This window comes from Streptomyces melanosporofaciens (assembly GCF_900105695.1).
Lineage (GTDB): Bacteria > Actinomycetota > Actinomycetes > Streptomycetales > Streptomycetaceae > Streptomyces > Streptomyces antimycoticus.
In genome coordinates this window covers 44601-66297 of record NZ_FNST01000002.1, presented here as the reverse complement: position 1 = coordinate 66297, position 21697 = coordinate 44601, and the positions used below count along the sequence as shown (strand labels likewise).

At 66.8% G+C, this 21697-nt stretch carries 16 protein-coding genes and 3 pseudogenes; 11 read left to right on the top strand and 8 right to left on the bottom strand.

Annotated elements, in window-relative coordinates; translation table 11 throughout:
- The first annotated feature begins 840 nt into the window (after positions 1-840).
- The 7 genes and pseudogenes from BLV72_RS02955 (at position 841) to BLV72_RS02925 (ending at position 11722) form a co-directional block, all read left to right on the top strand.
- Positions 841-2679: a glycoside hydrolase family 15 protein gene (locus BLV72_RS02955; protein WP_093460124.1), complete on the top strand. Its 1839-nt coding sequence runs from the start codon at positions 841-843 to the stop codon at positions 2677-2679.
- 525 nt (positions 2680-3204) lie between these two features.
- Complete coding sequence (locus BLV72_RS02950) at positions 3205-4473, top strand: glycosyltransferase (RefSeq protein WP_093460122.1); 1269 nt, start codon at positions 3205-3207, stop codon at positions 4471-4473.
- Between the two features lie 152 nt (positions 4474-4625).
- Entirely contained in the window at positions 4626-5840 is a 1215-nt protein-coding gene (locus tag BLV72_RS02945; RefSeq protein WP_244320613.1) for an MFS transporter, read from the top strand.
- An 842-nt stretch (positions 5841-6682) separates the two neighbouring features.
- Complete coding sequence (locus BLV72_RS02940; protein ID WP_093460121.1) at positions 6683-8074, top strand: phosphohexomutase domain-containing protein; 1392 nt, start codon at positions 6683-6685, stop codon at positions 8072-8074.
- 14 nt (positions 8075-8088) lie between these two features.
- The gene (locus tag BLV72_RS02935) at positions 8089-9447 is read left to right on the top strand and encodes an ABC transporter substrate-binding protein (RefSeq protein ID WP_093470103.1); all 1359 of its coding nucleotides are present in this window, start codon (positions 8089-8091) and stop codon (positions 9445-9447) included.
- A 24-nt stretch (positions 9448-9471) separates the two neighbouring features.
- The gene (locus BLV72_RS02930) at positions 9472-10845 is read left to right on the top strand and encodes a carbohydrate ABC transporter permease (protein ID WP_093460119.1); all 1374 of its coding nucleotides are present in this window, start codon (positions 9472-9474) and stop codon (positions 10843-10845) included.
- Positions 10842-11722, top strand: a pseudogene (locus BLV72_RS02925) (carbohydrate ABC transporter permease). Before BLV72_RS02930 ends, BLV72_RS02925 begins: the two are co-directional and overlap by 4 nt.
- Before the next feature lie 58 nt (positions 11723-11780).
- Here BLV72_RS02925 and BLV72_RS51835 read toward each other — a convergent pair.
- From BLV72_RS51835 to BLV72_RS02885, 6 genes and pseudogenes are all read right to left on the bottom strand, one after another.
- Positions 11781-12044 (bottom strand): integrase core domain-containing protein, encoded by a 264-nt coding sequence (locus tag BLV72_RS51835; protein ID WP_425288500.1) that lies wholly within the window; start codon positions 12042-12044, stop codon positions 11781-11783.
- A gap of 359 nt (positions 12045-12403) precedes the next feature.
- Positions 12404-13034 (bottom strand): annotated as a pseudogene (locus BLV72_RS51830) (helix-turn-helix domain-containing protein).
- Between the two features lie 412 nt (positions 13035-13446).
- Positions 13447-13881, bottom strand: coding sequence for a type II toxin-antitoxin system VapC family toxin (locus BLV72_RS02905; protein ID WP_093460118.1), 435 nt, complete (start codon positions 13879-13881; stop codon positions 13447-13449).
- The gene (locus BLV72_RS02900; protein ID WP_093460116.1) at positions 13878-14099 is read right to left on the bottom strand and encodes a hypothetical protein; all 222 of its coding nucleotides are present in this window, start codon (positions 14097-14099) and stop codon (positions 13878-13880) included. Before BLV72_RS02900 ends, BLV72_RS02905 begins: the two co-directional genes overlap by 4 nt.
- Before the next feature lie 671 nt (positions 14100-14770).
- Positions 14771-15870, bottom strand: a pseudogene (locus BLV72_RS02895) (integrase core domain-containing protein).
- Between the two features lie 128 nt (positions 15871-15998).
- Positions 15999-16301: a hypothetical protein gene (locus tag BLV72_RS02885; RefSeq protein ID WP_093460115.1), complete on the bottom strand. Its 303-nt coding sequence runs from the start codon at positions 16299-16301 to the stop codon at positions 15999-16001.
- A gap of 150 nt (positions 16302-16451) precedes the next feature.
- Here BLV72_RS02885 and BLV72_RS02880 point away from each other — a divergent pair, with 150 nt between their 5' ends.
- A complete protein-coding gene (locus tag BLV72_RS02880) occupies positions 16452-17348 on the top strand; it encodes an aminoglycoside phosphotransferase family protein (RefSeq protein WP_093460113.1) in 897 nt (298 codons plus the stop codon).
- Between the two features lie 63 nt (positions 17349-17411).
- On the opposite strand, the gene BLV72_RS48645 is transcribed toward BLV72_RS02880, so the two are convergent.
- On the bottom strand, positions 17412-17576 hold the full coding sequence (locus BLV72_RS48645) for a hypothetical protein (RefSeq protein ID WP_244320611.1): 165 nt from the start codon (positions 17574-17576) through the stop codon (positions 17412-17414).
- Positions 17577-17879: 303 nt separating this feature from the next.
- Here BLV72_RS48645 and BLV72_RS49475 point away from each other — a divergent pair, with 303 nt between their 5' ends.
- The 3 genes from BLV72_RS49475 to BLV72_RS02860 all read left to right on the top strand — a co-directional run bounded on the left by BLV72_RS49475 (position 17880) and on the right by BLV72_RS02860 (position 20034).
- Positions 17880-18290, top strand: coding sequence for a transposase family protein (locus BLV72_RS49475; protein ID WP_244320610.1), 411 nt, complete (start codon positions 17880-17882; stop codon positions 18288-18290).
- 115 nt (positions 18291-18405) lie between these two features.
- Positions 18406-18942 (top strand): hypothetical protein, encoded by a 537-nt coding sequence (locus tag BLV72_RS47160; RefSeq protein ID WP_143059733.1) that lies wholly within the window; start codon positions 18406-18408, stop codon positions 18940-18942.
- A 273-nt stretch (positions 18943-19215) separates the two neighbouring features.
- Complete coding sequence (locus tag BLV72_RS02860; protein WP_244320609.1) at positions 19216-20034, top strand: ISAs1 family transposase; 819 nt, start codon at positions 19216-19218, stop codon at positions 20032-20034.
- Between the two features lie 464 nt (positions 20035-20498).
- Here BLV72_RS02860 and BLV72_RS02855 read toward each other — a convergent pair whose 3' ends face one another.
- Positions 20499-21422, bottom strand: a complete 924-nt coding sequence (locus tag BLV72_RS02855; protein ID WP_093460109.1) for a GNAT family N-acetyltransferase — start codon at positions 21420-21422, stop codon at positions 20499-20501.
- Positions 21423-21697: the final 275 nt, after the last annotated feature.

Here is a 21697-nt window from a genome sequence, read left to right as displayed (position 1 = left end):
GCTCCAGCCCTCCATCAACATAGTGGACCGTCGGACCGGCCGAGTCCAGTGGTGACATGAGGCGGACACGCTGGACGACGATCTCACCGTGTACGTGTTCGAGACCCCCGGGGGCGGGACCGTTTCTGGTCCATGTGGGAGCCCATGGCACGCGGTGCGATCAGCGCCATTGTCGTGGTCGACACCCGCGAGCTGGGTTGCCTGCTTTGCCGACATCGACCTTCGAGCGCCGCCCAATTACCCTTCGTCGTCGCGGTCAACGCCTTCAACCAGGCACCCCTACACGGTACCGATCACTCTTGCGAGGCTCTCGAACTCGGTTACGCTGATGAAGATCGACACCCAGGACGACCCGGGCGCCGGCAATCCCGGGCTCATCTCCTTGCTTGATCGACTACCGCCTCCCCTCCCCCCCCACGACCGCCCGAAGAGGAGGATCACCATGCCCATGCCGGCCTCATCGCCGGTCCTTGACGACCGGCACCCCACGCGGTGCTGCGGTCGCTAGGCCCGGCAGTCCGCCTCGACGAGCACGGGATCTGGCCCGTGCCGGCCTACGCGGAGGCGCAGGCCGTACTGAAAGCCCCGGAGACCTTCAGCTCCGTCGGCAAGGTCGCGTTGACTCAACTGGCCAATGTCGAGATCCTTTTCGGACGGTACTCGCCCCGTACGGCGAGCAGCACTCCCGGCTGCACCGGGTGCTGTCCCGGCAGTCGGCCAGTGGTCTGGCGTCGCCGCACCGATCGATATCTGTGGCCGTCCCGTCGCGCGGGAGGCCGAATCAGGAAGTACTACACCGTGGTGGCTCGCCGCTGGGTCACCCCAGAAGGACGGACATTCATGGCTGGGCATATCGAGGACTACGCACTCATCGGCGACTTGGAGACAGCCGCGCTGGTCGGCCGTGACGGGACGATCGACTGGTTGTGCCTGCCCAGGCTGGACTCCCAGGCTGTCTTCGCCGCGCTCCTCGGCGCCGAGAACAACGGCTCCTGGAGCATCGGCCCGGCGGAGTCCAGCGGCCTGAGTCCAACGGCCGACCGTCGCACCTACCGCGGCGAATCGCTGCTCCTGGAATCGGAGTGGGACACCCCGACCGGTACCCTGCGCGTCACCGACTTCATGCCGCCGCGTGAGGGTGGGGCTCCCCGTGTGATCCGGGTCGTCGAAGCCGTCCGCGGCACCGTCACCGTCGCGTCGACCCTGCGCCTGCGGTTCAACTACGGCAAGGTTGTGCCCTGGGTCCACAGGACCGATGACGGCCGGGTCCGCGCGGTAGCGGGCCCCCACGCGGTGTGGCTGGACACCGAAGCGGAGACGCACAGCGAAAAGCTCACCACCCACTCCCGCGTCACGCTCGCCGAGGGCGAGCGCGTGGCGTTCACCTTGAGCTGGCAGCCGTCGTACGTCGGCCCGCCCGGTTGCCTCGACACCGATCAGGTCTTCCAGATACAGGAGGACACGGAGAAGTTTTGGGCGGACTGGGCCTCCCACTGCACCTACAACGGCCCCTACCGCGACGCTGTGATCCGCTCCCTGATCACACTGAAGGCCCTGACGAACCCGTTGACCGGAGGGATCGTCGCTGCGGCGACCACCTCGCTGCCCGAGGAGCTCGGTGGCGTCCGCAACTGGGATTACCGCTACGTCTGGCTCAGGGACGCCGCGATCACCATGTCGTGCCTTCTGCGGGCGGGGTACCGCGACGAAGCCCGTGCCTGGCGGGACTGGCTCCTGCGCGCGGTCGCCGGTGACCCCGAGAACCTCCAAATTATGTACGGAATCGCCGGGGAACGGGAGATACCCGAGACCACGCTGCCCTGGCTGGTCGGCTACGAGAACTCGACCCCGGTACGCATCGGCAACGACGCCGCCAACCAGCGCCAACTCGACGTGTACGGCGAGGTGATCGAGGCCTTACTCCTGGCGGCACACCTCGGCCTGGAGCGCGACGAGACCAGCAACACCCTGCTGTTCAAGCTCGTCCAGTTCGTCGAAGCCCACTGGCACGAGCCCGACAAGGGCATCTGGGAAGTCCGCGGCCCCGACCGGCACTTCGTGCACTCCAAGGTCATGGCCTGGGTCGCGGTCGACTGCGCCATCAAGCTGATCGAAGGCGGCCACGCGGACGGCCCCGTGGATCACTGGAGGATTCTGCGTGACACGATCCACCAGGACGTGTGCGAGAACGGATACGATCCCGACCGCAACACCTTCACCCAGTCCTACGGCAGTCAGGAGCTGGACGCCGCTCTGCTGCTGATCCCCCAGATCGGTTTCCTGCCGGCCGACGACGAGCGCGTCATCGGCACCATCGAGGCAATCCAGCGGGAGCTCTCCACCCCCGACGGGTTCCTCCACCGCTACCCGACCGAGGGGGACAGCGCCGGCAACGACGGTCTGGACGGACACGAGGGGGCGTTCCTCGTCTGCGCGTTCTGGCTGGTCGACGACCTGGCGATGATCAACCGTGCCGACGAGGCGCGTAACTTGTTCGAGCGTCTGCTGGCCCTGCGTAACGACCTCGGTCTGCTGGCCGAAGAGTGGGACCCGCACCAGCAGCGCCAGGTCGGGAACTACCCGCAGGCCTACTCCCACATCGGCATCGTTGATGCCGCCCTCTCCCTCGAGAACCCGAGCCAGCGGCATCCGCTCGCCCTGAGGAGTGCGAAGCGATGACGTCCTGCCGATCACAGTTCACCGCAAGCTGCTCGCGATAGTCGAGCAGATGTCCTTCCTCCCCATCCTCACGCAGCACGGCGCGGCCCCTCCGGTCGCCACCTTCCGTGAGGATGGGATCACCATGGTCCCCAGCAGTGGTCCATTTGCGCACCCCCTGCTGAACGTCATCTTCAAGGCCCTGCGCCGAGTCAGCCTCCCTCCATTGGCCAGCACCCGGATCGCCCAAGCCGTCTTCCCCGACCTGCAGTTCGAACACGGCCGCACAAAACTGAATCAGAATGACGAGCCATCACGAGAAAGTACCGAGAAGAGTTCAGCTTCTCGGCGCCTCGATCACGGGCAAACCCACCACGCGTGGACCGGGTCCCCGTGGCCAGAGCCAACCTGGCGATGAGCGCGTCTGATGCCCTCTCGCCTTCCAGCGGCTCCCGTTGAAGGGGGCGATAGACCCGGCCACCCTCCTCTCGGCAGGTATGCCTAACCCGACCCCAAGCCCCTTCAGTTAACGCAAAGGTGACCTCCATGCCCGGTGCGACGTCTGACGTGCCACTGCTCTCCATCGTCATCCCGACTTACAACCGAGCCGCCCTCCTCGACCGGACGTTGAGCACGCTGGCCCGCCAGACGTCGGCGCCCGAGAACTTCGAGGTCGTGGTGTCCGACGACGGCTCGAACGACAGCACCCGCGACGTGGTGCGGTCCTATGAGGACCGGCTACGCATGCGGTACGTCTTCCAAGAGGACCTCGGGTACCGAGTCGCCAGCGCGCGCAACGGTGGCGCGCGCCTGGCTTCTGCGCCACTGCTGGCCTTCGTCGACACAGGTGTCCTGGCGGGGCCGCAGTACGTTGAGGCGGTACTCGCCGCCCACGCCGCACCGGCGCCCGCCCAGGTCGTCTTCGGCTACACCTACGGTTACGATCCGCAGAATCCACACCCCGAACTCCACTCTCTCGTCACTGACTTCCCCCCGGAGGAGGCCGTGAGAAAGGTGGCGGGCGCGTCCTGGTTCCAGGACATGCGGCTGCCGGAATTCGTGGCAGTTGACTTCGACCTCAGCCGTATGGTCATGCCCTGGCTGTTCTTCTGGACCCTCAACGTGTCGATGCCGGCAGCCGACTTCTGGCGGGTCGGTGGGTTCGACGAGGACTTCACCGGATGGGGCGGGGAGGACATCGAACTCGGCTTTCGGCTGCACAATCACGGCCTCCCCATGACGATCTCGCGTGAGAGCTGGGGGATCGAGGCGCCGCACGAGCGCACCCACGAGGCGAACGTCTCCACCCTCCTGCGTAACTGTGATCTGTTCATCCGCAAGCACCCCTCCCTGCTCCCCGAGCTCTTCTGGGCCGTGACCACCAGGGGCATCTATGGCTCAGTCGAGACTGAGCGGCTTCGTTTCGAGGAGTGGGCGAACCGGGCTCGCGGGCAACGAGTCTCAGCCGAGATCGAGTCGGGGTTGGACACCCTGCCGCCGCTGGAGCGCACCCGGCGGGTAGCGGTGTTCGGAAGCGGCACGGAGGGTCTCCCCGCCGCGCCGCCGAAGAATGTCGAACTCTTCCTGTGCGATTTCGATGAGGGGGTGCTTGCGCGACAGGAGGGCCGTGGCGGTGACGCCGTTTCGACGTGGCATCTGTCCGGGCTGCGTACCCCCTGGCCCGATCAGCACTTCGACCTCGTGATCATCACCTCGCGTATGGACGAACCCCGGCAGGCGTGGGGCGAGGCGATTACCAAGGAGGCACGCCGGATCGCGGGCTCGGTCGTTGAGCCGTCCCGTCAGGGCGACTGACGGCCGCATCGACGGCGACTTGCCCAGACCTGTGGCGCGCTGTCCACCTGCGGTGGCTGTGCGCCATTCCTGGCTCCCCGAACCCTCCTACGCCGACCACCCGGGCGGGTGGCGCAACGCTACAAGAGCGAGAAGAGCTGAACACCTACACCATGACCGATCGCGTTTTACATCGCTCGCGTCTTCGGATCTCCGTCGTCTTCGCCGCCCACGGCGCAGCCGTGGGGGCGTTCGCCACCCGCATCCCCTGGCTACAGCAGCACCTCGGCCTCAGTGACAGCACTCTCGGCGTGGCGCTCCTTGCCCCGGCCTTGGGCTCGTTCGTGGCGGTACCCTTCACCAGCCGCCTGGTCCACCGCTTCGGTAATCTCCGTTCCCTGACCTGCCTGCTCCCGCTGTGGTGTGCCTCGCTCATCCTGCCGGCACTCGCGCCGGACCTGCCCGCCCTGTGCCTGGCCCTGGGGATGTTCGGCGCCACGTCGGGCATGATGGACGTCCTGATGAACGTGCAGGGGGTACAGATCGAGCAGCGCCTGCACCGACCCATCGTTGCCAGCCTGCACGGCATGTGGGCTGTGGGAGGACTGGTCTCCTCAGGCTGCGGCGCACTCGCCGCCGGCGCCGATATGGACGCCCGCTTGCACTTCGCTGTCACCGCCGCGGTCCTGGCGGGCATTGGTCTGCTGGCCGCCAGGCACCTGCCGGAGGCGGACCCGACTGAGGCCCGGCAGCCACCGCCTCGCTTCGCGCTCCCCCCGCTGGCCACCCTCCCCATCGGCATCCTTGGTTTCTGCGCCGTGTTCGCCGAGGGCGCCAGCGGAAACTGGAGCGCGGTGTACCTGACCTCGACCGCGAACGCGTCCGAGGGGATCGCCGCGCTCAGCTACACCGGGCTCAGCTTCACCCTGGCGCTGGCCCGGCTCTCCAGCGGCTTCGTCGTCACCCGTCTCGGACCGGTTCGCACGGTCCGGCTGAGCGGCGGGTTCGCGGCGCTTGGCGGCATGCTGGTCGTACTGGCCCGTACCCCACCAGTCGCTATCGCCGGGTTCGCCCTGATCGGCACCGGCGTCGCCGTTGTGCTGCCCCTCTCCCTCAGCGCTGCCGGCCGGCACGGGGGCGACCCAAGTCGGCACATCGCAGGCGTCGCCACCTTCACCTACACCTCCTCCCTCCTTGCCCCGTCGGTGACGGGCGCCGTCGCTGATGCCGCCTCCCTACCAGTGGCCTTCGCACTGGTCACCGCGTTCGCGGCGTGCCCGCTGTTCCTCGCGAGCATGCTCGCGAGACCGGTCCAGTCGCCCAGGGAGAGAGAACGTGCCGCAACGGGTGGACCTCTCCTCCTGACCCAGGGCGACTCTGCTGTGTGATGCACGGTGAGGGGCGCGTCGAGGAGATGATTGTTCATGTGGTCGCTGTCCTGCTGTGAGCCAGTGGTCGATGTAGTCGGTGTGCAGCCGTCGCAGCCACTCCTCAACCCCTGCCTTGATGGTGGCGGGCGCAAGGGCCTTGTACCGAGAGTGGTCACCGACCTTGGTGGCGATGTCGACGTCGGAGCGGTTGCTGTTCATCTCAGGGTCGCTGGCTTCGTCGACCACACCGGCGGCGCCACCCTGCTGTTAGGGCGGGGCGGCGTCGGCAAGAGCGTCTTTCTCGCTCACGCTTGCCGATCCGGTATGGCCTACCTCGGCAGCACGCGTCTGCTGGTCCGCGGAGGCGGCGCGTTCGGTGTGCCCTCGGTGATGCGGGTCCGCGGTGACACGTGCTTCGGCGGCTTCGTCAAGGGAAACCGCCTGCCACATCATCTCCGGTCGGATGAGTACCGCCTGGATCCCACCACGGCCTCGGCCGCGTTCGTGCCGATGCTTGCCCCGGTCGGAATCTGTGCATCGACAACTACCGGCCGGACGGCCCCGATCGCATCGAAGAGATCTTTGAGCTATTCTCGGCGTTCGTCGACCAGTTCGGCTGGGCTGTCACCGGTTACGGACTCAAGGGCGACCTGCTGGCACACCTCCAGAGCGATGTCGAACGCTTCGCCGCCTGCCGGCGAATGCAGACCGCGCTGCGGGACCTGGCGGCACACAGCCGTCTCTTCGTGATCGACACCCACACGCACCTTCCGCGTGGACGTGACGCCATGCCGGCGACACTGACTTCGTGAAGGACGCACACCTGCCAACGCTCGGTACATCCACTCACTAAGGAAGACATGCGCAGGTCTTTCTCCTACATCAAGCCCTACGACGTCCGCGGTCTGGTTCCCGACGAACTGGATGAAGAGGATGTCCGGCGGATCGGCGCCGCCTTCGTCCATCTCCTGGACACACAGAAGGTTCTACTCGGTCGGGACATGCGTGTGTCATCGCCGCGGCTGGCCGATGCTTTCAGCGCGGGAGCCCGCGAGCAGGGGGCCGAGGTGGTGGACCTCGGCCTGGTCTCGGTGGACATGGTCTACTACGCGTCCGGTGCTATGGCGTTGCCCGGCGCGATGATCACTGCCAGTCACAATCCGGGTGAATACAACGGCATCAAGTTCTGCCGCGCGCTGGCCGCCCCGTTCGGAGCGCAAAGTGGCCTGGACACACTGCGCGAAACCCTGCTCCGGGGCGTTCCCGATGGGCGGCAGGAGCCCGGCACGACGAGCCAGCTGGACGTCACCACCGACTTCGGCGACTGCGTGCGACGGCTCGTTCCCCTCTCCGCCGGCCGTCCGCTCCGGGTGGTCATGGACGCGGGCAACGGCGTGGGCGGTCTGGCCGCCACAGCCGTCCTGGACGACAGACTCCGCCGCGATGCCGGAATCACAGTGGATCCGCTCTGCTTCGAGCCCGACGGCGGTTTCCCGAACCATCCGGCCAACCCCCTCGAATTGGAGAACCTCACGGACCTGCGACAGCGGGTGGTCGAGACCGGCGCGGACCTGGGCGTAGCCTTCGACGGAGACGCAGACCGCTGTTTCGTGGTCGACGAGCGGGGCGAACCTGTGACCGCCTCGACCCTCATGGCCTGGCTCGGGTCGCTGCGGCTCGACAAACACCCCGGAGCCGTGGTGGCGGTCAACGCCATCGCATCCCGCTCGGTCCGCGATGCCGTCGAGGAGAAAGGCGGCAGCCTGGTGCGCGGCCGGGCCGGCCACTCTTTTATGAAGGAGTTGATGAGCACCCACGATGCGGTGTTCGGCGGCGAGCACGCTGGCCATTACTACTTCAGGGAGTTCTGGAACGCCGACTCCGGCATCCTCGCCGCACTGCACGTGCTCGCGGCCCTGCGTGCCCAGGACCGCCCGCTGTCCGTGGTGCTCGAACCCTTCGTTCGCTACCACCCCTCGGGTGAGCTCAGCATCAAGGTCCAGTCTGGGGAGCAGGTCGTGCGGCGGGTTCGCGAGCACTATCACGACCGGCCCTGCGACTGGGTGGACGGACTAAGCCTCTACTTCGAGGACGAGTCCTGGTTCAGCCTGCGCGTCGCCAACACCGAGCCGGTCGTCAGGCTCAACGTGGAGTCCCGAACCGAATCGAGAACGCGTCAACTGCGCGATGAAGTTCTCTGTCTGATCGAACACCAACACACTAGGCCTGGACCATCATCATGCGACAACTGACCGTCGACACGGGGATGCACGTATCGCTTCCTGCGAAGCGTTCGACACGAGCTGCGGTGGCCCTGCTGGCGGCGGGAGCACTCATGCTCACCGCCGCGGGCTGCGGCGGTGACGACGGAGACACGGTAAGCGGCGGTCCGCCGCCGAACACCGTGAAGCTGCCGAATCTCAAGGGGCAGAAACTCCAGGTCACCGCGGTATGGACGGGCACCGAGCAGGAGAACTTCACCAAGGTGCTGAAGGAGTTCGAGAAACGCACCGGCGCCAAGGTCTCCTTTGTGCCCAGCGGTGACGACATGGCGGGCTTCGTCGGCTCGAAGGTCGCGGGCGGCGCCCCGCCGGATGTCGCGATGGTCGGGCAGGTCGGCGTGATGCGCGAGTTCGCCCAGAAGGGCTGGGCCAAGCCGCTGGGCGCCGAAGCCGGCGCCGAGCTGGCCAAGAACTACGCCAAGGGCTGGCAGGACCTCGGCTCGTACGAGGGCAAGCCCTACGGGGTGTATTTCAAGACCAGCAATAAATCCCTGCTCTGGTACAACACCTCCGCGTTCGACTACGCGGGCGCGAAGGTGCCGAAGACGTGGCGGGAGTTCCTGGCGCAGGCTCAGTTGATCTCCGATTCCGGCACCGACGCGGTCGCGATCGGCGGCCAGGACGGCTGGACGCTCACCGACTGGTTCGAGAACGTCTATCTCTCCCAGGCGGGCGCGGAGAAGTACGACCAGCTCGCTCAGCACAAGATCAAGTGGACCGATCCGTCGGTGAAGAAGGCGCTCGAGACGCTCGCCGAGCTGTGGGGCACCAAGGGTCTGGTCGCGGGCGGCCGGAGCGGTGCGCTGCAGACCGCGTTCCCGGACTCGGTCACCAAGGCGTTCGGCAACAAGGCGGAGCCGGACGCGGGGATGGTCTTCGAGGCCGACTTCGTCGCCGCCAACGTCGCCGACGCGGGCGCGGAGCTGGACCGGGACGCGAAGGTGTTCCCGTTCCCGGCGGTGGGCGGTAAGGCACCGGTGGTGACCGGCGGAGACGTCGGCGTGGCGCTGACGAACAGCAAGGCGGCGCAGGCGCTGCTCACCTTCCTTGCCTCCCCGGACGCCGGGACGATCTGGGCTCAGTCCGGCGGGTTCATCTCGGCGAACAAAAACGTCAAGTTCAGCGCCTATCCCAATGCCTCGATGCGCAAGATCGCACAAGCGCTGATCGCGGCGGGCAATGACTTCCGGTTCGACATGTCCGACCAGGCTCCCGCCTCCTTCGGTGGCAAGCCGGCCCAGGGCGAATGGAAAGCGCTCCAGGACTTCCTCAAGAACCCGAGGAATGTCGAAGGCATCCAGCGCCGGCTCGAAGCGGATGCCGCCAAGGCGTACAAGAACTGACCACTGGACCGGGAGAACCACATCATGTCGACCGCGACAGCGGACGGTGCGGCCACGCCTGGCCGGGCATCGTCCGCCCCACCGGCAAAGCGACCGAGCGCCAAAAAGAGGAAGAGCGTCATGGGCACCCGCCCCTGGCTGGCGGCGGTGTTCCTGCTGCCCGCCCTGGTGCTGCTCGGGGCCCTCGTCGTCTATCCGATCGGTTACTCCGTCTACCGGAGCTTCTTCGACGCCTCGGGCAATGGCTTCGTCGGCCTGGACAACTACCAGGAGATGTTCTCCGACGACGCCACCAAGACGGCGATCAAGAACAACATCATCTGGCTGATTCTGGCCCCCACCGTCTCCACCGCCCTGGGTCTGATCTTCGCCGTGCTCACCGAACGGGTGCGCTGGGCCACCGCCTTCAAGCTGGTCGTCTTCATGCCGATGGCGATCTCGATGCTGGCGGCGGGCATCATCTTCCGGCTGGTCTACGAGCAGGACCCGGACAAGGGCGTGGCCAACGCCATGTGGGTGGGCGTGCATGACTCCTTCAGCGAGTCGCCGCCGTTCCCCGGTGCCCATCCGCGTCCCACGGCCGGGCTGACCGAGGCGTCGGGCGGCTCGTTCATCACCCGGGACACCGTCCGCGCCGGCACCCCCGCCTCGCTGCCGCTGGTCGCGGCCAAGCGCGGGGACATCAGTGACGCGCAGGACGCCAGGGCGGCCAAGGCCGAGCCGGGGAAGGTGACCGGCACCGTCTGGTTCGACTTCACCCGGGGCGGCGGGGGCGAGCAGGGCACCATCGACAAGGGCGAGAAGGCGATGGCCGACCTCAGGATCGAGGCGGTCAAGGACGGCAAGGTCGTCGCCCGGACGACCTCGGCGGGGGACGGTACGTACACCCTCCCGGCCAAGGCCGAGGGCGCCCAACTGCGGCTGCCCGCCTGGAACTTCGCCCAGCCGTACAACGGCGTGGACTGGCTCGGCCCGTCCATCGTCACCCCGGCCATCATCGGGGCGTACGTCTGGATCTGGGCCGGTTTCGCGATGGTGCTGATCGCGGCGGGGCTCGCGGGGGTGCCGCGTGAACTGATGGAGGCCGCGCGGATGGACGGCGCCACCGAGTGGCAGGTCTTCCGGCGGATCACGGTGCCGATGCTGGCGCCGGTGCTCTCGGTCGTCGTCGTCACACTGATGATCAACGTGATGAAGATCTTCGACCTGGTGTACATCATCGCGCCGGGCCCCTCGCAGGACGACGCCAATGTGCTGGCGCTCCAGCTCTTCCAGTCGTCCTTCGGCACGGATGTCAACCAGGGCCTCGGCAGCGCGATCGCCGTGCTGCTGCTGTTGCTCGTGCTGCCCATCATGTTCATCAACATCCGCCGGATCCGAAGGGAGAGCCGCCGATGACCAGCGCGGACACGGTCGTACAGGCGAAGCAGTCCCTGGTCGCGCGGATCGCCGCCCGCGCCGGCGGCGGGGTGATGCGGGTCGTCCTCCTCCTGATCGGCCTGCTGTGGCTGATGCCGACCGCCGGACTGCTGCTGTCCTCCCTGCGGGACCCGGCCGAGGTGGACCTCTCGGGCTGGTGGAAGGTCTTCACCGACCCCGGGCAGCTCACCTTCAGCGGCTATGACGAGATCCTCGGCAATCAGCAGATCACCGACTCGCTGTGGACCACCCTCGCGATCACCGTCCCGGCGACCCTGCTGGTCGTGGTGATCGGCGCCCTGGCCGGTTACGCCTTCGCCTGGATGGACTTCCCCGGCCGCGACTGGTGGTTCCTCATCGTGGTCGGCCTGCTGGTCGTCCCGGTCCAGGTCGCGCTGATCCCGGTGGCCAAGCTCTTCGGCGAGATCGGCATCTTCCAGACCACCACGGGCGTGGTCCTCTTCCACACCGCCTTCGGCCTCCCCTTCGCGATCTTCCTCCTGCGGAACTTCTTCGCGGAAATCCCCGCGAACTGCTGGAGGCGGCCCGCCTGGACGGCGCGGGCGAACTGCGCCTGTTCCTGCGCGTCGTGATGCCGCTGGGCGGTCCGGCCATCGCCTCGCTGGGCATCTTCCAGTTCCTGTGGGTCTGGAACGACATGCTGGTCGCCCTGATCTTCGCGGACAGCGGCAACCCGCCGATCACGGTCGCCCTGCAGCAGCAGGTCCGGCAGTTCGGCAACAACATCGACATCCTCGGCCCGGGCGCCTTCGTCTCGATGCTCATCCCGCTGGCGGTCTTCTTCGCCTTCCAGCGGCAGTTCGTGGCGGGCGTGATGGCGGGCGCGGTGAAGTAACACCCCCCGAACGACGGGCGGCCCGGCACCCCTCCTGGGTGCCGGAAACCGTGTCACCCTATGCGGCCTGCTTGTCTTCGTGAATGAGGCCACCGAGCCGATCAAGCCGGGAGATCTTTGTGCGGTCGCCGGCCGACCGTGGTGCAGCGGCGATCAGCTGGTCCGGTGGATGTTGTCCAAGGGATCGGTGCGGCCGATGTCTGTTGTGGTGATCCGCGTACTCACAGACGATGAGGCGTAGGTGGTGCTGCCCGGTGATCAGGACGCGGTCGGTGGCCTCGCGGCGGCATGATCCGATCCAGCGTTGGGCGATCCCGTTCATCCGTGGCACCTGGGGCAGTGTCGAAATGACACGCACACCGATCTCCTGGGAGACAGCATCGAAGCTGTCGGTGAGGTACGTGCCGCGGTCCCGGATGAGGAACCTGATCGACTCGGCATCGTCGCCGAGGTCCATGAGGTAGTCGCGTGTCTGCTGGGTGTTCCAGAGGCGGTCGGGTGTCGGGCGATACCGGTGATGTGCCCGCTGCGGGTGCCGTGGTCGATGAAGAACAGCACGAACCAGCGCCGTAGGAACACGGTGTCGATGTGGAAGAGATCGGTGGCCACGATCGCTGAGGCCTGGGCTTTGAGGAGGATGGCCCGGGAGGGTGCGCTTGCCGAATACCTCGTCCGCGCAGGTCACGCGGCATGTTTGTATGCGTGGAGGATGCCGCCAAGGCGGTCGTGGCGCCGTATGCCGAGGTGGCTCAGCTTGTCCCGATCGTCGATTGGTGTAGGCGTTCCCCGCGTCTTTGAGGACGTCATCGAACAGTCCGGGGAGCTTCCCATCCCTGTCCCTGATCATGAATCGTGCCCGGCAGCCGACGTCCTCGAGGTCCATGACCAGGTTCTTCGCGGGCAACCCACCGTGCAGACGCCGGTAGCGCCAGTTTGGATTCTCCCTCGCCAGGCGCAGTACCAGAGTCCGGATGGAGCGCACGGTACGAGGTCGGCCGGGTCGCTTGGGCCGCGATAAGGCGGCATGCCGGCGCCTGGCGAGGTCGCGATGCCAGCGCAGCACCGTGTCAGGACGCACGAGCAGCCGCACTCGCCGCAGGGCGGGTAACGGCTGCCGGTGCAGCAGCGCCGCCAGGAACGCCCGGTCGCTTGAGCTGAACCGGACTTTGCCCTTGCCGAGTTGGCGTTCCAGGACCGCGATCTGATGGCGCAGGGCCAGGATCTCTACATCCTTGTCCCGGCCACTCATCGGCAGCAAACGCAGCACCGCGAAGGTATTCGTCACACCGAGGTAGGCCAGTCGTAGCAGCACGATCGATCACCATGACGCGTGGACCACCGGCTACGCGAGAGCGCCGACTCGAGCGACTGAGGCTGGCGAGTGTGGGGTCCGGTGCAGGCCTCCGACCAGGGAGGATGACATTCTCGGCAAGCGCACGGCCCGGGTGACATAATTCCCGGCACTCACAGGCAAGGAAAAGATCCGGTTCACGCCGAGCGATCGGGCATTCCTGGCAGTGCTCCTGCACCGGCTCCCACTGCACGTCCTGCGAAGGTTACGGCTGCTCGTACGCCCCGACACGGTGCTGCGTTCGCACCGCGACCTCGTCGCACGCCGCCTCCTGCCGACCCAAACGCCCGGGACGACCACGCACCGTGCGCTCGGCGCAGGTCGAGCGGCGCACGACGAAGACGCTGACCAGACTCGCAATCGTACTGGGGTGCTAAAGGATCTCGAAGTGTCCGAACCGGGAGGAGGTCACGGCGCGGAAGTGGCGGGAGTCGAGGGTTGCGACCTTGGGGGTGTCCAGGCGCTCCGCCGCGGTCATGACGGAGGCGTCGGTGATACCGAGGGGGAAGTCGTGGTAACGGCCGACGAGCTCGGCGATCCGGGGCCAGTCCTGGTCTTCGACCGGTTCGACTCGAAAGGCGCCTGCGGTGATGTCCTCGATGAGGGCGAGCTCGGCTTCGGCGGCCTTCTTGGCGCCAACGGCGCGCTTGACCCGGGTGTTGATGAAATACGAGACCTCCGCCAGGACGAGCTGGGGGATCACGAGTTCGCCCTCGAAGCTCTCCAGCAGGGTCGCGGACCGGGCGTGGTCAGGGTCGTCCGCGGATAGATAGGCGAAGACGGGACCTGCGTCGACGATCAGCTTCACGCGTCGTCTGCTTCCCCACGCATGTAGGCTTTGAGATCGCGGGCGTAGGGCGCGCTGCTACCGGCGTGTAGCACGCCTTTGCCCCGGAGGGCGCGGACGGGGCGTGACACGACGAGTTTGGATAGTTCTTTGGTGACCAGTTCGTCCACGGTGATGCCCTGGGCCGCCGCGAGCTGGCGCAGGCGGGCCTCAAGGTCTTCGGGCACCTGAATCGACATGCGGCCAGAATATCGCGGGACGCACCGCGGGGAGGGATCCGCAGGGGCCGAATCGGCGCGACGTTGCCCCAGGCGGTCAGAGGGATGGTACGGCTGCGTACGACCCCGGGTGGGGCACTACGGTGCGGTACGGATCGTTGCAGAGAGTTGCCGCGCCTGGGGGTCAAGGGGTCGCAGGTTCAAATCCTGTCGTCCCGACCAGCGTTTTCGCAGGTTGGAGGCCGTTTCCGCGGGTAGCGGAGGCGGCCTTAACCGTTTCCGGGCTGGGAGCAAGTGGGAGCCCTCGTGCTCCCAACTCGCAGACGTGTCAAAGCCGCCCGGTTTGTCCGTCACCCGATCCGGTACACGTGCGGTGCCGTACCGCGCTCCTATGCGCCGTTGTCAACCACAGGGCACCAAGGTCACCCCACCGCTATGGATGCTCTCGGCATCGAGAGGCATAAGGACCCCTTGTCGGCTCTCGACCCCCTTTCGGGGTGGGAGCACGTCGTCGTGCTCCCCATGCGACAGGAGGGAGCTGTCGGCTGATGACCTTGGCCGACGTGTTTCCGCAGGCGGCCGACGCTCGGGCGTTGCGGCCGCAAGGTGCCTGCCGGGTCAAGGCGAGGCAAAGCCCCTTGGCGTCTGCCGGCAGACCGGGCTGTGCTTGCCGAATACTTCATCCGTGCAGGTCACGCGGCATGCTTGTATTCGTGGAGGATGCCGCCAAGGCGATCGTGGCGTCGTATGTCGAGGTTGCTTAACTTGTCCGGATCGTCGATTGGTGAGGGCAGCGGGTGTAGCGGTCGGGCGTTCTCGATGCCTTGGTGTGGTCGGTGGAAGTTGTAGAACTGCTCGAACTCTCGCAGGGCGTGGAGGAGGTGCCGCTGGTTCCAGATCAAGGTCCGGTCCAGGAGTTCGTGTCTGCAGGTCTGCACCCACCTTTCCATGACCGAGTTCATTCTCGGCATCTGGATGCCAGTGAGGACGACCTCGATCCCTGCGTCCTTGAGGACGGCATCGAACAGCTGGGGGAACTTCCCGTCCCGATCGCGGATCATGAATCGCGCCCGGCAGCCGACGTCCTCGAGGTCCATGACCAGGTTCTTCGCAGCTTGCGTTACCCAGGAGGCGGCCGGGTGTGCGGTGGCGCCCAGGATCCGGAGGCGGCGACTGCTGTGTTCGATCACCGCGAGTACGTACATCCGGGTGCCGGACAAGGTGACCGTCTCAAAGAAGTCACAGGCCAGGAGGGCGTCGGCTTGGGAGCGCAGGAAGTCGGCCCCACGTGCTGGAACTCCGGTCGGTCGCTGGATCGACGCCCGCGTCCTTGAGGATTTTCCAGACGGTCGAGGCGGACACCTTCACGCCGAGTACGAGCAGCTCACCGTGCAGACGCCTGTAGCCCCAGTTTGGATTCTCCCTCGCCAGACGCAGTACCAGAATCCGGATAGAGCGCACCGTACGAGGTCGGCCGGGTCGCCTTGGACCGCGATAAGACGGCATGACGGCGCCTGACAAGGCCACGATGCCAGCGCAGCACCGTGTCAGGACGCACGAGCAGCCGCACCCGCCGCAGGGCGGATAACGGCTGCCGGTGCAGCAGCGCCGCCAGGAACGCCCGGTCGCTTGAGCTGAACCGGACTTTGCCCTTGCCGAGTTGGCGTTCCAGGACCGCGATCTGATGGCGCAGGGCCAGGATCTCTACATCCTTGTCCTGGCCACTCATCGGCAGCAAACGCAGCACCGCGAAGGTATTCGTCACACCGAGGTAGGCCAGTCGTAGCAGCACGATCGATCATCATGACGCGTGGACCACCGGCTACGCGAGAGCGCCGACTCGAGCGACCGCGGCTGGCGAGTGTGGGGTCCGGTGCAGGCCTCCGACCAGGGAGGATGACATTCTCGGCAAGCGCAGTCCTAGCGCTGCCTCCGAGCGGCTCGCCCTGGCCAAACGTAGATGGAGGAGCGATGCCAGGAGAACGCATGCCGTTGTGGTTCCTTCCGCTGGGTTGGCATGCCGAGCATCACTGGCCCGCGATTGGTGGTCGTGGCGATCTGGTTGATCTTGGACTGGGCGCCTGTGAGGCTGACCCGGAGCTCTTCGATCTCGCCAAGCCAGCCCTCCCGCTCGGCCTCGGTGATCCGGTCGAGAAGGTTGCCACGGATCTCCACCAGGCGGCCGCGCTGCGCCGGGTCTGGTCGACGCAGCGAGCAGCGCATACAGGCTTCTCTGAACTTTGCGGCCGTTCCGTCCCAAAGCCTCTGACCTTTAGCTCTCTGAGACTGAATTGGTGATGCCAGAGGGATCACAGCGAGATGTTCCGGGGAGCGAGAGCCGCTCCGCCTGCCGCCTCAGTACTGTGACTTCGCATGACCGACACCGAGATCGAGATCACCGCAGACCTGGTCCGCGACCTGCTGCAGGAGCAACATCCAGACCTTGCAGGGCTGGCCATCCGCGAGGTGGCGGGCGGCTGGGGCAATCAAATGTGGCGCCTCGGGGACGAGTTGGCCGTGCGCATGCAGCGCATGGACCCCACCCCAGAGCTCCAGCTCAAGGAGCGGCGGTGGCTCCCCGTGCTGGCCCCGCGCCTGCCGCTCCCAGTGCCGACCCCGGTGCGGTTCGGCGAACCGTCCGAGCGCTTCCCCAAGCACTGGACCGTGATGACGTGGGTTCCCGGCGAGCCGCTGGACCACGGCTCGATCAGCCGCGGCGACCACGCGGCCGACACGCTGGCGGGCTTCCTCCGGGCACTCCATGTAGAGGCGCCCGCCGAGGCGCCGATCGCTACGGGCCGCGGTGCCCATCCCAAGAACTGCACGGACGGCTTCGAGAACTTCTTCCAGGCGGTTGCCCCCGACGACATCGCTGCCGACGTCCGGGCCGTCTGGGACGACGCCGTTGCGGTCCACGAGTGGGAAGGCCCGCCGGTGTGGGTGCACGGCGACCTCCATCCCGCGAACGTCGTCGTCTCGGACGGAACGCTCTCGGGCATCGTCGACTTCGGCGACATGTTCGCCGGCGACCCGGCGTGGGACCTCGCCGCCGCATGGGTGCTGCTACCCGCGGGCACGGCCTCACGGTTCTTCGACATGTACGCGCATGCAGACGAGGCGGCGATCCGGCGCGCCCGCGGGCTGGCCGCTATGAAAAGCCTCTTCCTGATGCTCATGGGGCAGAACGGGGATCGGGGTCTTCCCGGCGGCAAGCCGCACTGGGGACCTACAGGCCGGGCAGCACTTGATCGTGTTCTGAAGGGCGCTTGATGCACGCTTCTTCGAGCCTGTTCTCGATCTTGATTGAGGGGACAGCCCACCTTCGTGGGTTCATCAATCACGACGCGTGGTGGGGATGCCAAGGTCCACGGCCGCATGCTGCCCGTGGCCCCGATCGAGCTGGCGGAGCTTCTCCTCGGCGCCAGCCAGACTGACCTGGAGACCTTCGACCTCGCCGAGCCAGCCTTCCATCTTGGCTTCGGCGATTCGGGCGATCAAATTGTCGCGGATCTCGGCAAGCCGTGCCCGTTGGGACGGGTCAGGTCGCAGGAGCGAGCATCTGACACAAGCTTCTCTGAACTAACTGAATGCCCTCCAAGTGAGGCTCCACTGTTGGCGCTTCGTTTCCGGCGAGGTGCTCTTCACCTTTACGCCGGAGGCCGTGTCAGTGGCTCCTGTTAGGGTCCGCGCCGTGCAGGGCGGCTGCAAGTTCCTGGGGTGTGCGGCTGGTCGGGTTGTGACCGGTTGGGGCGTATAACAGGGCAGGCACGGGCTTCGTGATCATTGTGGTGTCCAAGCCCGATGATCACGAGGTTGCCCGTGCCTGCCGCTGTATCTTCTCTCATTCCCGTCGTGCTGGTGAAGCTGGGTCCGCTGGACAGAGACCGGATCGCCGACCTGCGGCCCTACTTCGACTCGGTGCGCGATCCGCGCTCCCGGCGGGGCCGGTGGTACTCGCTGACCGCGATCCTGCTGGTGTCCGCCTGCGCGGTCGTCTCGGGAGCGAGTGTCGGCGTACACCCAGGCGTGGTCAGGCAGGTACACGGCTACGTACCCAGCCTCCGCAGGCAACATACGGGCTGCGCCCGCCTGTTGACGCCGCCTCCTCGCTCCAGGAGCAAGACGGCCGCACTGTGGCCGACCCGTGTTCATGCCACCGGCCACACGGGGCAATCGCTTCTGCTTCTCCAGCCACGCTCCGCGCAGCCCTGACTCAACAACAGGAGAGAGGATGGCACGTGACAGTCCAGATCGAGCGATGTGCTGCAGCTGCTGTGCCAACATGAGTGGCCATGATCAAGACGCAGACGGTTGCCGAGGAGCCAGCGTGAGACGCAACATCGGATTGGCGGTCCCCCTGGCGGCTCTGGCGCTCCTGACCGCGTGCGGAGGTTACGCGCAAGACATCTGCACCCTGATCGACACGCCCGCCGGGATCCGGGTCGCTGTCCACCCGGAACTGGCGAACAGCGTGGCCGACGCGACCCTCACAGCCTGCTGGGACGGCACATGCCGGAAGCGCACACTGCAGCTGGACACCTGGCCGGAAGAACCGGCGACCCCAGGAAACCCCGTAATCACCACGGAATCCGCTACCGCCACAGAACCCCCGGCAGCGAGGGCCCCGCAAAACCCCGAGCCTTCTCTCCCCCGGCCTGGCTTCGTGGTCATACGTGACCTCCCATCAAGTAAGCCGATACAGATCACGCTGGTATTCAAGAACCAGCGGGGCGCCACCGTACTCGACCGACAGATCAGTACCACCACCCCGCAGCCCACCTATTCCAACGGCCGCAACTGCTCGCCGGACGGCTCCCAGGTGCGCCTGACGGTCACCAGAGAGGGCACGCTGATCCCACGCTGACCGTCCGCGCCCCAACGGAAGTGGGCAGGCGAGGCGTTCAGTGGCGTCTCCAGGACGTGGGAGCCGCCGTTCTGGGCGGGGCCGGCTATCCAGCCTGCTGGGTACGTTTCCGTGTACCGAGCTGGGTACTTTCACGCGAACGCCGACAGCGAGGAGCATCGACGAACTCGCCGAGTGGGGCCAGCGTGCCTCGAACACACTCTGACAGCCATCGGGATCCGCCGCCACCTGCTCAGATGGCGGCGCACTCCGTCGCCGGCCACGATCGGCCGTGTGCTGGGGGCTGTTGACGGTGATGCCTTGGACCGGGCGGTGGGCGCCTACCCGGCCGACCGGCATCGCGCCGCCACCGAGCCTGTCCAGGCGCCGTCGCCCTCCGCGTCCGGGCGGCCGCGCGTGATCGCTGTCGACGGCAAAGCACTCAAGGGATCAGCCCGTCTGGCCGCGACGCGCCGGCATCTGCTCTCCGCGGTCACCTACGGCACCGTCGTGACCCTCGCCCAGGTGGAGGTCGGTGTGAAGACGAACGAAACCACACACTTCCAACCGCTCCTGGCGCCGCTGGACCTGGCCGGCGCCGTCGTCACCTTCGACGCCCTGCACTCGGTCAAGGCGAACATCTCCTGGCTGGTCGAGACCAAGAAGGCCCACTACATCGCCGTGATCAAGACCAACCAGCCGATCGCCCACCGCCAGCTCGCGGTCCTGCCGTGGCGGGACATCGCAGTCCAGCACACCGCCTCGGCCTCCGGGCACGGCAGGCGCGAGTCCCGCTCGATCAAGACCTGCGCCGTCGCGGACGAACTCGGCGGATCGCCTTTCCCCACGCCCGCCTGGCCATCCGCGTCCACCGCCGCCGCAAGCAGACCGGCAAGCGTGAAACCCGTGAGAGTGTCTACGCCGTCACCAGCCTGGACGCCCACCAGGCCGGTCCTGCCGACCTGGCCGCTGCGATTCGCGGGCATTGGGGAGTGGAGAACTCCTCGCACCACATCAGGGATGTCACCTTCGCCGAGGATGCCTCCACCGTCCACGCGGGGACCGCCCCACGAGCCATGGCGACCCTCCGCAACCTCGCCATCGGCGTGCTGAAAACCCTCGGAGCCGACAACATCGCCAAGACCACCCGGGCGATCCGCGACGAGCCCCAACGAGCACTCCCCATCCTGGGCATCACCAACGATCCGGACACCTACGGAACTTGATCAAGCCCTGGCCTGCAGGAGCAAGACCGGAGCGTCCGCCGACTACAGTAAGTCACCTCAAGCTGAGGGGCATCGGTGCACGGATTTGCCGAGAATAATGCGTGACATTCGCCGGCATTATCGTACGGGAATGTGTATGTGTTACGCGCTGCTATCTCGCTAGGCACTCTTCTTTGATCACGCCAGAGATGCTTCCTCTAGCGGCTCCCTCGCCCAGTTGAAGTCCTTTCGCCGAAAGGCCCGCCCGTTCTGCGCTGAATCGATGACAGCCCGGGACTAATGGAAAGATGCCTGATTTTTCATCTGTGACCGTTGTAGGGATGTCTCCAGGGCCGCTTCATGCGGTTCGGTCTACAGTGGACGGCTGAGCATCTTGCGGTTGGCGAAGTTGCGGTAGCCGGCCCGCTGGAACGCGTTGAACATGCCGATGTTGCTCGCGTCGCAGTCGCCGCGGATCTCCGTGGTTCCGGCGTCGACCAGGATTCGGGTGCCACGGGCGACGACGGCTGTGGCGTACCCGTGTCCTCGTCCGGGCGGTGCGACGGCGACCAGGCCGATCACTGCGGAGCTGGGGGTGCGGGCGGGCAGGCTGATCGCCACGGGCTGGTCCTGCTGGTTGTAGCCGATCTCGAACCATGCGGGTTTGTGGTCAATTTCCAGCATGTCGGCGAGGTTGCGCTCGGCGGCTCCGCGCAGCCCGTGTTCGGCGATCTTGGCGAGGAAGATGGAGTCCTTGGTGTCGGTGAACGCGTCGGCGAGCAGGTCGACAAAGGGTTCCTTGCCCAGTTCGGCCAGCGATCGCCAGTGCAGCCGCTCGTCCTGGTCGGGCATCGGGTCGCCGATCTGCCACAGGAACCGGCAGCCGTCGCGGGCGACGGTGAACCCGTGGTCGGCGAGCAGTTGCTCCCGCCGCTGCGGGTCGCGCTGGAACTGGGGGGCCTGGCTCGGCGTGTCCAGTACATGCCCCTGGGAGTCGGCGCCAAGCGATCGGGCCAGGTCGGCTGCGTGCGTCAGCACGGCCGCGCCGGTCTCGTCGTCGCCGGGCTCCAGCAGCACGATGTCCATCGGCACCGAGCGGCCTGGGGGCGTCCACAGCACGACGTTGCCGATGAGTGCGCCGTCCCGCTCGGCCACCAGGCACCAGTCCGGCCGCGTGCAGCCGCTGTCGAGTAGCCCGGACAGGTACGCTGCGGTCGCGGCGTTGCGTTCGTTGTCGTTCGGAAACGCCGTCAGTGCCGGCAGCTCTTCGGGCCGGGCGGGGCGGATTGTCAGCACGGTCAGGCTCCTTCTTCGGTGATCTTCGCAGAGCACGCAGGTTGCGGAGGGGCAGAGCAGCAGCGGAAAGCAGCGCCGTGAACGACAGGATTGCGCAGACCAGCAGCGCCGGGCGCAGGTCGAATCGGGCGTCGGCCAGACCGCCCGGACGCGCTCACCGAGTTCGCCTCGGCACTTCATCCCGCTTCTGATACCGGTACTCACGGCGGCGGTGACTCACCCGATCAGCAGTCCCGTGGGCAGAGGATCTTGCCGCCCGGTGCTGCTGTGCGTGG